Annotated in this window: 12 protein-coding genes; 5 read left to right on the forward strand and 7 right to left on the reverse strand. The window is 41.2% G+C overall.

Features of this window, described 5'->3' with window-relative positions; genetic code table 11:
* The first annotated feature begins 166 nt into the window (after window positions 1-166).
* Both RMZ42_RS24450 and RMZ42_RS24455 read left to right on the forward strand, forming a co-directional pair.
* Window positions 167-1,357, forward strand: coding sequence for a PD-(D/E)XK nuclease family protein (locus RMZ42_RS24450; RefSeq protein WP_322673847.1), 1,191 nt, complete (start codon window positions 167-169; stop codon window positions 1,355-1,357).
* A gap of 57 nt (window positions 1,358-1,414) precedes the next feature.
* A complete protein-coding gene (locus RMZ42_RS24455) occupies window positions 1,415-1,990 on the forward strand; it encodes a Uma2 family endonuclease (RefSeq protein ID WP_322673848.1) in 576 nt (191 codons plus the stop codon).
* Window positions 1,991-2,328: 338 nt separating this feature from the next.
* Here RMZ42_RS24455 and RMZ42_RS24460 read toward each other — a convergent pair whose 3' ends face one another.
* The 3 genes from RMZ42_RS24460 to RMZ42_RS24470 form a co-directional block, all read right to left on the reverse strand.
* Window positions 2,329-3,255, reverse strand: a complete 927-nt coding sequence (locus RMZ42_RS24460; protein WP_322673849.1) for an XDD3 family exosortase-dependent surface protein — start codon at window positions 3,253-3,255, stop codon at window positions 2,329-2,331.
* Between the two features lie 498 nt (window positions 3,256-3,753).
* Window positions 3,754-5,136 carry a 1-acyl-sn-glycerol-3-phosphate acyltransferase gene (locus RMZ42_RS24465; protein WP_322673850.1) on the reverse strand — a complete coding sequence of 461 codons (1,383 nt, stop codon included), beginning with the start codon at window positions 5,134-5,136 and terminating at the stop codon, window positions 3,754-3,756.
* A 274-nt stretch (window positions 5,137-5,410) separates the two neighbouring features.
* Window positions 5,411-5,980: a Uma2 family endonuclease gene (locus tag RMZ42_RS24470; RefSeq protein WP_322673851.1), complete on the reverse strand. Its 570-nt coding sequence runs from the start codon at window positions 5,978-5,980 to the stop codon at window positions 5,411-5,413.
* Window positions 5,981-6,175: 195 nt separating this feature from the next.
* Between RMZ42_RS24470 and RMZ42_RS24475 the strand changes: the two genes are divergently transcribed.
* Entirely contained in the window at window positions 6,176-7,978 is a 1,803-nt protein-coding gene (locus RMZ42_RS24475) for a proline--tRNA ligase (protein ID WP_322673852.1), read from the forward strand.
* A gap of 391 nt (window positions 7,979-8,369) precedes the next feature.
* Window positions 8,370-8,981 carry a GerMN domain-containing protein gene (locus RMZ42_RS24480; protein WP_322673853.1) on the forward strand — a complete coding sequence of 204 codons (612 nt, stop codon included), beginning with the start codon at window positions 8,370-8,372 and terminating at the stop codon, window positions 8,979-8,981.
* 106 nt (window positions 8,982-9,087) lie between these two features.
* Here RMZ42_RS24480 and RMZ42_RS24485 read toward each other — a convergent pair whose 3' ends face one another.
* The 3 genes from RMZ42_RS24485 to efp form a co-directional block, all read right to left on the reverse strand.
* Window positions 9,088-9,435 carry an ArsR/SmtB family transcription factor gene (locus tag RMZ42_RS24485; RefSeq protein ID WP_094349905.1) on the reverse strand — a complete coding sequence of 116 codons (348 nt, stop codon included), beginning with the start codon at window positions 9,433-9,435 and terminating at the stop codon, window positions 9,088-9,090.
* A gap of 62 nt (window positions 9,436-9,497) precedes the next feature.
* Entirely contained in the window at window positions 9,498-10,055 is a 558-nt protein-coding gene (gene accB, locus RMZ42_RS24490) for an acetyl-CoA carboxylase biotin carboxyl carrier protein (RefSeq protein WP_322673854.1), read from the reverse strand.
* Window positions 10,056-10,164: 109 nt separating this feature from the next.
* Entirely contained in the window at window positions 10,165-10,722 is a 558-nt protein-coding gene (efp, locus tag RMZ42_RS24495; protein WP_109012189.1) for an elongation factor P, read from the reverse strand.
* A 351-nt stretch (window positions 10,723-11,073) separates the two neighbouring features.
* Here efp and RMZ42_RS24500 point away from each other — a divergent pair, with 351 nt between their 5' ends.
* On the forward strand, window positions 11,074-12,180 hold the full coding sequence (locus RMZ42_RS24500) for a peptidylprolyl isomerase (RefSeq protein ID WP_322673855.1): 1,107 nt from the start codon (window positions 11,074-11,076) through the stop codon (window positions 12,178-12,180).
* Window positions 12,181-12,225: 45 nt separating this feature from the next.
* Here RMZ42_RS24500 and RMZ42_RS24505 read toward each other — a convergent pair whose 3' ends face one another.
* Entirely contained in the window at window positions 12,226-12,813 is a 588-nt protein-coding gene (locus RMZ42_RS24505) for a Uma2 family endonuclease (protein ID WP_322673856.1), read from the reverse strand.
* Window positions 12,814-12,829: the final 16 nt, after the last annotated feature.

Here is a 12,829-nt window from a genome sequence, read left to right on the forward strand (position 1 = left end):
GCACCCTTGTCAAACTGCGATCGGCTAAGTTATAACTGCTGCAACGTTAGTAATACCAAATACAAACAGAACTTATAAAAATTTCCAGTAGTCTTGTTCCATCAGGACTACAAGCTTAATTATTGTGTGTAACTTTTTTGGAATTACCTTAAATACTTAAAAATAAATGTCTTTGTTTACGAATTTACTCAATCTGCATTCAGGAAACAAACCGCGTGAAGATTTTTTTACTGAGATTGTTGCTTATTTTTTATCCTGGAATAAGGATATTTTAATTGGTTGGCTAAAACATCACTCAATCATTAATGATGATAATTATTCTAGCATCAAGATTTCAACTCAACAAGAACATCAAGCACTGGCGATCCATACTGAGGATAGTAGACTTGATATTGTGGTTGAGCTTTCAACTGGTTTAAATACAGATGTAATATTTATTGAATCAAAAATTGGCTCTACAGAAATACCAGGACAATTAAAAAAATATGCTGAAATTTTGAGTAAATTACCAAATGTCAGACATCGAATTTTAATTTACATCACCCGTGATTATGATCCAAAAGAAGAAATAAAACAATATGATTGTGATCCAAAATCAGCAATTAAAGAGTATTGCCTTGAGTTATCACCCAAGATTAATTTCTTCCAATTGAGGTGGTATCAGTTTTATAGCTTCTTGAAAGAACGCGCGTCTGATATCTTATCTCAAGAAATATTAATTTTTATGAGGAATAACAGAATGTCTCACACTAATCAATTTTCATCAGTTGACTTATTGACAATGGTGAATTATAACAAAACTCTCCTTCTTATGGAATCAACTCTCAGTGAAGAAGTACAGCAGGAATTCAAGCTAGCTTTTGGAGGTGTTATCAAAGGTGCGGCAAGTAGGACTCAATGGAAATGGGACGAGAGATATATTATCTACACTCACTTTTCTCCCTCGACATGGGACTTATGGTGTGGTCTTGGATACTTCGGTTTAAATCCAAGTAATTTAACTGATTATCCATATTTAGGTATATTTTTGCAGGTTTCTCCTAAGTTTGGACAACGCCCAAAAATTATTGAATCTATGCAAAAAATAATTAACGATAAACCCAATATATGGACTCCTAATAATTTAAAAGTTTTGCCAGCATGGTCAGGTATATTTTATCGAAAAAGCTTACAAGATTTTTTATCTGAAGAAAACCACGTATCTGCTATTAAATTATTTTTCCAAGAGTCAATAAAGGAATTAAAAACGGTTCAGGAACAATATTTTGATTTTCCTTGGAAGGGTGTAAGTATAGAAGCACCTATAGAAGGTGATAAAGAAGAATACCCAGACACCTCATTATCTTCTATCGCATAACTTTAATCAGCTATAGCTATATTAAGATAAAAATAACTCTGCATTCTCGTAGTTGTTATGAGCCTTACCACTGCTAAACGCTTTACTATAGCTGAATATCACCGTCTAGCTGAACTCGGCTTCTTTGAGGAGAACGACCTAGTTGAGCTAATTAAGGGTGAAATAATCCAGATAGCAGCAAAAGGTACATCGCACTCTGTTTGTGAAACACGCCTAGAGCAAGAATTATATAAACTAGTAGGCGATCGCGCAACCCTGCGAGGACAACAACCAATTACTTTGTCTAACAACAGTGAACCTGAACCAGATAGAGTAATTGCAAAAAATAGAGATGATGACTATCTAGCGAATCATCCCAGCCCATCTGATATTTTATTCTTAATTGAGATTGCCGATTCATCCTTAAAATATGATCAAGAGGAAAAACTACCTATTTATGCCGAAGCAGGTATTTCTGATTATTGGATATTTAATTTAGTAGATAATTATCTGGAGTGCTATAGCGAACCTTATCAAGCCTTGCAAAGTAAATTTGGTTATCGTCGCAAATTTATTTATCTGCCAAATGAATCAGTTAATCTGCCCTGTTTTTCTGATTTAGTTGTGGATTTATCTAAGGTGTTTCCAGGTTAAGGTGTAAGGAGCGATGTCAGACAACAAGCCGCTGCAAGCCTTATAGCGAGTATAGGTGTCATGACCATTACCGAGATTCTTTAGAGCATTGCCTAAGTAGTTTTGTATTTGATAACTATATTAGAAAAAAATGCCCTTGCTAGAAAGTAAGGGCATTGAAATTTACCTATTTAATATTTAACGATTAAATCTATACGGTTTGGGATACTTTTCGCTTAAGCTTCATCCAAAATTCCATGACTCCAGCGATCATTTCCATGAGAGAAAATAGTCTTTTATCTTGTCTATAATCACTCAAGAGAAATCAAGCCGTATTGCGAATAGTCCTTAGCCAATTGTTATGCTAATTTCTTGCGTAGCTTGCTACCAGCCAAAGCCAGACCAACAATTCCTAAACCAGCGAGACTAGCAGGCTCAGGAGTTGATTGGACAATACCAGATTTCTTGAATTCAAATGCAATGGTTTGTGTGCCATTAAATTTGCTGGCATCATAACCAGTGGTTAGCAACTGCTGGGTTATATTACCCTGTGCTAAAAACGAGATTCCACTCAGATAATTTCCAGAGTTGATGACATTGAGATTAAATGTATTGTCCTTGCCATTATTGGTAAAGTAACTATTGGTCAAATCACCATAACCGACAATACCACCACCTTGTTTTACCTGACTTTCGTAAGAATTCCCTCCTCCTGCTAAACCACCATATGTAGCAACGCTGTAGCCTTCTTTAATATTAGTAACTGTTTTTGCCTGGACATTACTATAAACGCCTAGTTGTTGTACCCCTGAAGCATTCGCTGAAGCGAAATGAATCCCAAACAAATCCCCGCTGCTCATAGCATTGTCAAAGGTCTTACCCGCCATATTGAAGAACAAATCACCATATCCAATTTGACCGCCGGCAGCACCCTGTTCAGCCTCTCCTGTTAATTTCATATTGCCATTGATCGCCACAATGACGCTGGTAGCAGTTTCTTTGATAGCCATACCAGAGATATCGTAGGGGTTTACTTTTCCTGGCGCGGCACCAACCCAGTAATTCCCGTTCATCCCATCTTTGTTTGAATCAAATGCATACTGCCACCCGTTAGCAGTGGAATTTTGACCCACCAAAAGACCGGTAGTGTCGTTCAGACACTCCAAAGAGATGCTAAATGCTGTTCCCTTTAAGTCTGAGGCATAGGCTCCTTGACCAGCCACAAAGAAGATTCCAAAAGTAGCAATACCAACCTTCAGTAAATTGAATAAGTTTTGAGTTTTCATTATTTATAAATTGATTGATTTAGAGAATCACAATTTTTTGGACTCCTCTATTTGTAATTGGAATTACAAAAATATAAAAGCGTGATTTTTCGGAAAATATAATTTGGATAACTTAACGTTAATTTTATAAAACTCAAAGAAAGAATGACATATTTAGTTACAATTGCCTTTATTTAACCCAATTGTATTAAAGTGAAATAGCAGCAAAACCAAGTAGATGTAGTAGCCTACGATTATCTGCACCCATTTAATTAGATAATTTTAAAAAACTTTTGGGTTTGTGTAAGCTTAATAAACCATATCCCGCCAGCATCCCCGTACAGGGCATCTAAACCCGCAATCTACTTTAGAAACTAATATCCGATTTGGATGAACACTTGGGCATTTTCATTGCACCTTGCTATTTAAGGGAGTCAGGAGGCAGGGGTCGAAATCAATAAGCCTCCTGACGACTGACACCTTTATTCTGGTTCCTAGCAAAAAATGCAACCTTTCTAATCAAATCAAACCTTCCAATGCGTGTTGCAAATCATTGGTCACATCAGCAACAGCTTGTCTAGCACCCAACCGATTTTCCTTATATACCGGGTAACGCTCAGAGATGGATATAGGTTCACCCACAGTTATTTTTACTTTTTGCTTACCCAATTGCGGACGCTGTACAGTTTTATTGCCTTTGATTTTAGCAATCATCTGCCATAAAATTAAAGTCGTCTCAGCAAATCTTTCTGCTGTTGGATTTTCCCGAATATAATTACCAGAAACAGCCACAAAACTTTCTACTAAACGCATATGCCACATCCGTGCATTCGCTTCTTCTGCAATGCGATCGCCTAAAGCTTTTTCAACCGCAGATACTCCTTTGACATCCTTAAATTCTTCTCTAAATATATAATTCCAACCTGCTTGCTCGACTCGTCGGCAACGATCGCTCAAACTACCTTTTGACTGCAAATTAAAATACTGTTCTGAGATTAGCAGCGCTGCATTCAACAACGCTTGTAAACGAACTGCTAATGCTTCATTTCTATCTGGAATTTGCCCATTGACAATCTTGGGATCTGGCAGTTTTTGATGATAAAACCGGGTATAAAATTCTTCCATCAGCAAAAGTAAATGTTCTGCCAAAGCCAACAACCGGGGATAAAGCGACTCCACAGAAGCATTTTCTGCTGAATTCACAGGTAAACCACTAGCCGCTTCCAATTCACTTAAAAGATTTGCGATCGCATCCCAAGGAGCATCAACGTAACTATATTTAATCCCAACTGGTACAATTAAAACCTGTTCGGGGCGTTCAGCTTTGTGCAAATCTTCAGCACACCAAAAGCCTAATTGGGCAATACCAGGTTCTAGGGGGCTAATATTCTCCGATAAACCATTGGTTGCACCCTCTGGCGCAGCTGCCATCGGGAATTTCCCATTGGCAAACAACTCACGCGCCGAACGTAATCCCGTCCAGTCAGCCTTACCTCGCTGAATCGGAGTCCCACCTAAATGAGAAGCAATCCAGCCAACGTGGGAACCTGCCCATAGAGGAATACCGCGATCGTAGATAAAATGAGCGTGAATGGGAAGTTGTAGTTTTGTACCTTGCGATCGCGCTGTCTTTGGTACGAGTTGAGATAGCAAGTAACCCAAACAAAACGGATCGTCTGTTTTGGGATGGCGAAATGCCAGCATAAAACGGATTTTACCCTCCTGAAACTGGCGATAAAGATCCACTAGAACCTCTACGTTATCTGCTTCAATTTGGCTAATAGGTGTTTGCCAGTTTATCCAACTGGGTAGTAATAGATGGACAACTCGTAGTAATAAAGGGTTAAACGCGGGAGGAATAAATTCTAAGGGTGCCTGTGCTTGATAAATTACATCTGCCAAAGTAGTTTCTCCTAAAGATGCCCTGATTATAATCGCCTGATGGTTATTTCTTTTAAGATATCCTAAAGGCTGTAATATGCCCTGAGTAATGAAGTCGAGGTAAAATCTGCTTCTTGCGCTGTGCTTGGCACATTATTCAGGTTAGAAAACTAGGATACCTTCTTAGTCTACGCAAATTATTTTAATGAAGCGTACTTACGCAGACTTATAAAGTATTTTCTACTGCAATGAAAAGTGTTGGCAGATAGTGGAGATTTAGCAACACTTGCAAATCTTAATAACAAGAAAGACTCAAGCTAAATCCTGGCAATACATCTTCACCCGATAAGTGTGTGAGTAGATTTTGCACTTCTACATCTTGTTTTTGGCGATAAATTTCTACTTGTTGCTGTTGGGGGTTAATTAACCATGCTAACTGCACCCCCGCATCCATATATTCTTGCATTTTGGAACGTAACATTTCCAAATCATCTGTTGCTGACCTTAATTCAATCACAAAATCGGGTGCAATGGGGGGAAATTTGCGTCTTTGTTCAAGTGTAAGGGCTTGCCAACGTTCTCGTTGAACCCAAGCGGCATCTGGCGAACGATCGCCACCATTGGGTAATTTGAATATAGTAGAAGAACTGAAAGTGTAACCGAGGCCAGTTTGCCGATTCCAGATTCCTAGATCGATAATTAAATCTGCTTCTCGATTGCCGCTTTCGCCTCCAACGGGGGACATGATGATTAATTCTCCCTTGGCAGTGCGTTCAAATTTCAATTCGCGGTTATTTTGACATAAGTGATAAAATTGTTCGTCACTCAAGTGAACGGTGTCTAGTTTTAATGTCAAAGGACTCATAACCTAGACCTAGATTAAATAGTTGCAAAGATTATATCATGCGATATCTTAATGGCTGTAAGATGCCGATGCTTGCAACGGGCAAAGCCATCGCACACCACGCAAGTTCAAAAACTAAGATGCTTTTCTGACGCGCGATTTCTAATCGCCAGTTGGTTTATAAACAAATTAGAGATTCTGGAAAGGGAATAAACGATGCGACTTTCACAAATGTTATTTGTTACATTGCGGGACGATCCGGCTGATGCTGAGATTCCCAGTCATAAATTATTACTCCGTGCAGGTTACATTCGTCGCATCGGTAGTGGTATCTATGCTTATTTGCCGCTAATGTGGCGGGTACTGCAAAAAGTTTCCCAAATTGTGCGGGAAGAAATGAACGCTACAGGCGCACAAGAATGTCTCCTACCACAATTACAACCTGCTGATTTATGGAAGGAATCGGGACGCTGGGACACTTACACCAAAGCTGAGGGGATCATGTTTTCCCTAATTGACCGCCGCGAGCAACAATTAGGATTAGGCCCAACTCATGAAGAAGTAATCACAGCGATCGCTCGTGATATGATTCGCTCTTATCGCCAGCTACCACTAAATCTCTACCAAATTCAAACCAAATTCCGCGATGAAATTCGTCCCCGCTTTGGTTTAATGCGCGGACGAGAGTTTATCATGAAGGATGCCTATTCCTTCCATACCGATGAAGCTAGCCTCAAAGAAACTTACCAGGATATGTATAAAGCCTACAGCAATATTCTGCGACGTTCTGGTTTAGCTTTTCGCGCAGTGGAAGCTGATTCTGGTGCAATTGGTGGTTCTGGTTCTACAGAATTTATGATTTTGGCGGAAGCTGGCGAAGACGAAGTTCTCTACACTGAGGATGGTAAATATGCCGCTAACGTAGAAAAGGCTGTTTCTTTACCAATTGACGCTGAAACCTCACGGTTTACAACCTATGAGAAACGCGATACACCTGGAACAGAAACGATTGAAAAGGTGTGTCAACTCCTCAACTGTTCTCCGACTCAATTGGTGAAAAATGTCCTTTATCAGACAGTTTATGATAATGGTATAACGGTGTTAGTTTTGGTAAGCATTCGAGGCGATCAAGAAGTTAATGAGGTCAAATTGCAAAATGAACTGACTAAATTAGCTTCTGAATATGGCGCTAAAACTATTATTAGTTTGAATGTACCAAATGTAGAAGCCCAGCAAGCATGGACAACTAAATCTCTGCCTTTAGGCTACATTGCGCCAGATATTGCAGATGAGTATATTACTGCTAATAAACAGATCCATTCCAAGTTTTTACGCTTGGTGGATCGAACAGCAGTTGATTTAAAAAACTTTGTTACAGGCGCGAATGAGGCTGGTTATCACGTAGTTGGTGCTAATTGGGGTGAGCAATTTAAGTTACCACGAGTAGTAGATATTCGTAAATCAAGACCAGGCGATCGCGCCACCCACAATCCAGAACAAATCCTACAAAGCGCCCGTGGAGTTGAAGCAGGTCATATCTTCCAATTAGGTACGAAATACTCTCAAGCGATGGGTGCAACTTATACCAACGAACAGGGTGAAGAGAAGCCGCTAGTTATGGGTTGTTTTGGTGTAGGCGTGTCACGATTAGCCCAAGCTGCCGTCGAGCAATCTTACGATAAAGATGGGATTATTTGGCCAGTTGCGATCGCACCTTATCACGCGATCGTCACAATCCCCAACATTAAAGATGCTCAACAAATCGAAATCGCTCAAAAACTTTACACAGAACTCAATCAAACGGGAATTGAAACTTTACTAGATGACCGCGACGAACGGGCGGGAGTCAAATTTAAAGATGCTGACTTGATAGGCATACCTTATAGAATTGTAACCGGACGAGCGATCGCTAATGGCAAAGTTGAAGTTGTAGAAAGAGCCACCCGTAAATCTCAAGAAATTGCCATTGATGAAGTGACAACCACGCTCAAACAGTGGATTACACAAGCAATAGAGTGAAGTAGAGAGTAGACAATTTTCCATTCAACCTAACTTTTCACTTGATCTGGAAAGACCTACGAAAAACCTAATCCCCTTCCCACGAGTGTAAAACGGAAAATTCAAAGTCTCTCTCCTCGAAGGAGAGAGATTTAGAGAGAGGTTTTTCAGAACCGATAAAAAGTCAGATTCCCCAGAGACGCTATTAATTGCGTCTCTCCAAAATTTACATAATTTGGTAGGTGACGGATTAGAAATAAAAATTCTAAAATTGAATTAGGGGCTTACAGAATTAAGAAGCATTTAAGTCTCCTCTAGATTGTGGGAAACTCTCTACTTATAAGTATCGTCTTTAACCAGGCTGCTCCTCACATAACTACCATATCAGCCCTCAGTTAGGAAGGTTTTGAACATGAAAGACCAACAAGGATCTAATCGTATTTCTTCAGGCGTAATTGCAGCTGTATCAGCAGCGGTTGTAGCGGTGGGTGGCGGTGTAGCTTGGTTTACCACACAATCCAACAATCCTCCCACACCGTCAAACCCTTCTAGCCGCATTGAACAGCCAGCACAGCCATCAACTAGGCAGCCAGCTAATGAGCAAACCCCCAACGTTTATTGGCTAAGACCAAAAGACAAAAATGTTGCTTTGGTTCCCCAGCCTGTTAAAGTAGCTTCTGTACTACCCAACCAGGCTTTAGAAGCAGCTTTTCAAAGTTTGTTAGCAGGTCCAACAGAAGGAACAGATTCGACAACCATCCCCAAAGGAACTAAACTGTTGGGGCTGAAAGCGGAAAAAGATGAAGTTCACGTTAATTTATCTGAAGATTTTACTAGCGGTGGTGGTAGCACTTCAATGATGGGCCGCGTTGGACAAGTTGTTTACACTGCAACAACTTTAAATCCCAAAGCCAAAGTTTACATTGACGTGAACGGCAAACCGTTAGATGTTTTAGGCGGCGAGGGTCTAGAGTTACAACAACCACTCACTCGCGAACAGTTTCAAAAAGATTATCCGCTTTAGTCATTAGTCATTAGTCATTAGTCATTAGTCATTGGTCGTTGGTAATTAGTTTTTCACAAATGACAAAGGACAAATGACGAAGGACAAAGGACAAAGGACAACTGACCTAACGTTTGCTATTTAATACGCGAAAATTACGGGCTTGCTGCTCCAACCTTGTGGCGAGGCGATCGCAAACCCGATTACACAACTCAAAAATCATTTGATCTTCCACCCGGTAATAGGCGCAAGTTCCTTCACTGCGGCGGCTAAGGATACCTGCTTGCCACATTACCTTCAGGTGTTTTGACACATTTGCCTGAGAAGTCTGTGTTGCCTCTACCAACTCTTGCACGCATTTTTCTTCATCCCGTAATAAGTGTAGCAGCCGTAGGCGCATTGGCTCACTTAATAGGCTGAAGTATTCAGCTACTTGTTGCACCACTTCTGGTGGTAAAGGCAACGTTTGTTTCATCAGGGTTGACCCGCAAGGACTGAAAGTTTTAACAATGACTCACATCATATATACATTAATACTTAATCAGGGTTAATTCGCATCAAAGGTTGACCATATTCTACAGCGTCGCCATTTTGAAGGAGAATTTCCATTACCTGTCCAGAGACTTCGGCTTCGATTTCATTCATCAGCTTCATGGCTTCAATGATACAGACTGTTTGACCCTTGCGGACGCGATCGCCCACTTCCACAAATGCCGCTTCCCCAGGCGCAGGAGCGCGATAAAACGTTCCTACCATTGGGGAAGGCACTTCTACTAATCTCTGGTCAATGGTTGAGGGAGAATTTACAGATAACTGCATTTGTGTGCTAGTTCCAGTATTCTCAAATACACGAGATGTGGACACCTCCGTTACCTGACTTCCGCTCATCTGGTTTCCCCCAGATGAACCTGATGTCAAGCCTGAACCTACCACACCGCCTAAAGTCCCTTGACCTACCGACAACATCTGATTGCTAATGCTCACAGCCTTACGGACTGTTAGCTCAAAATCATCGCTTTTGAGCGTGACTTCTGCAATATCTGTTTGTGCGATAGTTGCCAGAAGTTGGCGGATTTCATTAAAGTCCAATGGCACAGTTTTTATTACCTCGACCTATCCGTAAATGAGCATCTTAAGTGTGGCAGGGAATTAATCCCTATGTAGGGATTTAAATCGAGACTTGCATCTTTAGTAGAGATGAAAGTTATTCCCTGCTGATATATTTATCTTCCTGAGTATCAACCTTGATGCGTTCTCCTTGAGAAATAAACAAAGGAACCATCACAACTGCACCAGTTTCTAAAGTTGCTGGTTTTGAGCCACCTGTGGCAGTGTCACCTTTTAAACCTGGATCTGTTTGGACAATTTCCAGAACCACAGACTTAGGCAATTCGACTCCTAGCACCTGGTCGCCCCACTTAATAACTTCAGCTTCCATACCTTCCTTCAGGTACTTGACGCGATCGCCAATTTGTTCGCGGGTCAATCTGCCTTCTTCGTAGGTTTCCATATCCATAAAGACAAACTCATCGCCTTCTTTATAGGTATGTTGCATCGTACTTTTTTCTAGAGTAGCTTGCGGCACTGTTTCCCCTGCGCGGAACGTTTTTTCCATCACGCTCCCACTCTGGACATTTTTTAGCTTAGTTCGTACAAAGGCAGAACCTTTACCTGGCTTGACGTGTAAGAATTCAAGCACTCGCCATACAGACCCATCCAATACAATTGAAACACCGGGTCGAAAGTCGTTACTGGAGATCATGAAACTTTCAAATTTTGGAAGACAATCGGCATTTATTGTACCCTTCTAGGGTCGTCATTGGGCATTTGTCATTAGTCATTAATCATTTGTCATTAGTCATTAGTCATTTATCCTCCGCCCTTAACGTGGGAAGATTATTGATGGGTTACGTCCCAATACCGTTTGGTTAAGGAATATTTTTGGTTGAGGCAGGCAGGGGGGCAGAGGGAGAACAGAAGCAAGGGGAGAGAAGAATTACTAAAAACCCTCTTTCCTCAAGAGCCTCCCCTGCTTCCCCTGCCTCCCCTGCTTATCCGAACCGTATTGGGTTACGTCCAGTCAACATATTCAATGCTGCATTTGAGTTATCCCATGCTTAACTTATTAAAATCCTGGCTGAAGAACAGCCTAATGGCAATACTGCTGGTAACAATATTTTTAGGCATAACTACAGCTGGGTGGACTCCCTCCAGTAGCGCCGCACTGCCAGCCGGCAATGCAATTACCGACGGAAAGGCTTTGTTGCGGTATGCACTCCCGATAGATAACAAACCTGTGCAGCAACTACAAGGCAGCTTAGAGGACATCTCTGCCCAACTGCGGGCGAATCGGCGTTGGGGTGCTATTTCCAAAGACATCAGCCAAGCATCCCGCATTCTCGATAAACCTTCCCAAATCTTAACAAGCGTTCCCGCAGAACGCCAACCCCAAGCCGAAGCTTGGATTACCGAGTTGAAATCTGGGGTGGGTAAATTGCAAGAATTGGCGAACAGCAAAGATAAAGAACAAATACTGGAAGAGAGAGGTAAACTACTAAATCTCGTTACTCAGCTAGAAGAGTCAATGGTGAAACAATTCCCCTTTGAAGTGCCTGCCCAGTACAGTAATCTGCCGCAACTTAAAGGTCGTGCCACTGTAGAAATTAAAACTAACAAAGGCGATTTGGCCCTTGTTGTAGACGGTTACAGCGCTCCTGTGACTGCTGGGAATTTTGTAGATTTGGTACAGAGGGGTTTTTATAATGGCTTAGAATTTACCCGTTCTGAAGAGTCTTACTTTCTGCAAACTGGAGATCCTGCTGGGAAAGATGTGGGTTTTATTGACCCAAAAACGGGCAAATATCGCGCTATTCCTTTAGAAATCTTAGTTAAAGGCGATAAAGCACCTACTTATGGCATTACTTTAGAAGAAGCTGGACGTTACGTTGATATGCCAGTTTTACCTTTTTCTGCCTTTGGTGCAGTAGTGATGGCTCGTCCCGAAAGTGAAGTAAATGGTGGTTCATCACAATTTTTCTTCTTTTTGTTTGAACCAGAACTCACCCCCGCCGGACGCAACCTATTGGATGGTCGTTATGCCGTTTTTGGCTATCTTACCGAAGGTAAAGAAGTTTTGGATAAACTGAAGGCTGGTGACAAAATTGAATCGGCAAAAGTGGTGCAGGGGATAGAAAATCTGGTTGAACCGCAAGCTGCATAAGAAGACACAGGGGGCAGGAGAAGAATAATTCTTGTACAGACGCGATTAATCGCGTCTCTCCTGATTCAGATTTGCGGCGGTGAATATCTGCTCAACTACGATCCTTAATTCTGGAAAAGTCCGCGATCCAATTTGCTGAGTAGCAGTAAAAACTGTTTCTTCGTAAAATCCATCTTCCAGTAGTAACACTGAAACTTTTGTTGCCAGTGGGTCTACAATCCAATATTCAGGAACCTCTAAGGCTGCATATTCTGAGCGTTTATAACGATAGTCCCGTTTCACCGACTCTGGACTAACCACCTCGACAATTAGTAACGGTGGTGACTCAAATACTGCTGAAGCATTCAACAATTCTCTAGCTTGCTCCAGTGTCACTACACACAAATCAGTCAACCTAGATTTATTTCTACCCGTTCTCACCCCACTTTCCCGAAAACACAGCCAAGTAGAGTTACAACGTTTGATTTCTGCATCTAGCGATTGCTCAAGAAATTTGGCAATCAGGAAATGTTCAATAGTAGGTGGATTCATTAGCTCTAGCTTGCCATCCACCAGTTCATAATGGAAATCGCTACCATCATCATAGGTTAAGTACTCCTCAAATGTAATGCTGGTTACTGGTGTTGTTACCATTCCAACTGACTCCTAG

It is taken from the genome of Nostoc sp. DedQUE05, assembly GCF_034530955.1.
Taxonomy (GTDB): domain Bacteria; phylum Cyanobacteriota; class Cyanobacteriia; order Cyanobacteriales; family Nostocaceae; genus Nostoc.

What these genes read in the sequence shown, in the direction of transcription:
- RMZ42_RS24450 (WP_322673847.1), top strand. Translation starts at nt 167, where the DNA reads ATGTCTTTGTTTACGAATTTACTCAATCTGCATTCAGGAAACAAACCG.
- RMZ42_RS24455 (WP_322673848.1), top strand. Translation starts at nt 1,415, where the DNA reads ATGAGCCTTACCACTGCTAAACGCTTTACTATAGCTGAATATCACCGT.
- RMZ42_RS24460 (WP_322673849.1), bottom strand. Translation starts at nt 3,255, where the DNA reads ATGAAAACTCAAAACTTATTCAATTTACTGAAGGTTGGTATTGCTACT.
- RMZ42_RS24470 (WP_322673851.1), bottom strand. Translation starts at nt 5,980, where the DNA reads ATGAGTCCTTTGACATTAAAACTAGACACCGTTCACTTGAGTGACGAA.
- RMZ42_RS24475 (WP_322673852.1), top strand. Translation starts at nt 6,176, where the DNA reads ATGCGACTTTCACAAATGTTATTTGTTACATTGCGGGACGATCCGGCT.
- RMZ42_RS24480 (WP_322673853.1), top strand. Translation starts at nt 8,370, where the DNA reads ATGAAAGACCAACAAGGATCTAATCGTATTTCTTCAGGCGTAATTGCA.
- RMZ42_RS24485 (WP_094349905.1), bottom strand. Translation starts at nt 9,435, where the DNA reads ATGAAACAAACGTTGCCTTTACCACCAGAAGTGGTGCAACAAGTAGCT.
- efp (WP_109012189.1), bottom strand. Translation starts at nt 10,722, where the DNA reads ATGATCTCCAGTAACGACTTTCGACCCGGTGTTTCAATTGTATTGGAT.
- RMZ42_RS24500 (WP_322673855.1), top strand. Translation starts at nt 11,074, where the DNA reads ATGCTTAACTTATTAAAATCCTGGCTGAAGAACAGCCTAATGGCAATA.
- RMZ42_RS24505 (WP_322673856.1), bottom strand. Translation starts at nt 12,813, where the DNA reads ATGGTAACAACACCAGTAACCAGCATTACATTTGAGGAGTACTTAACC.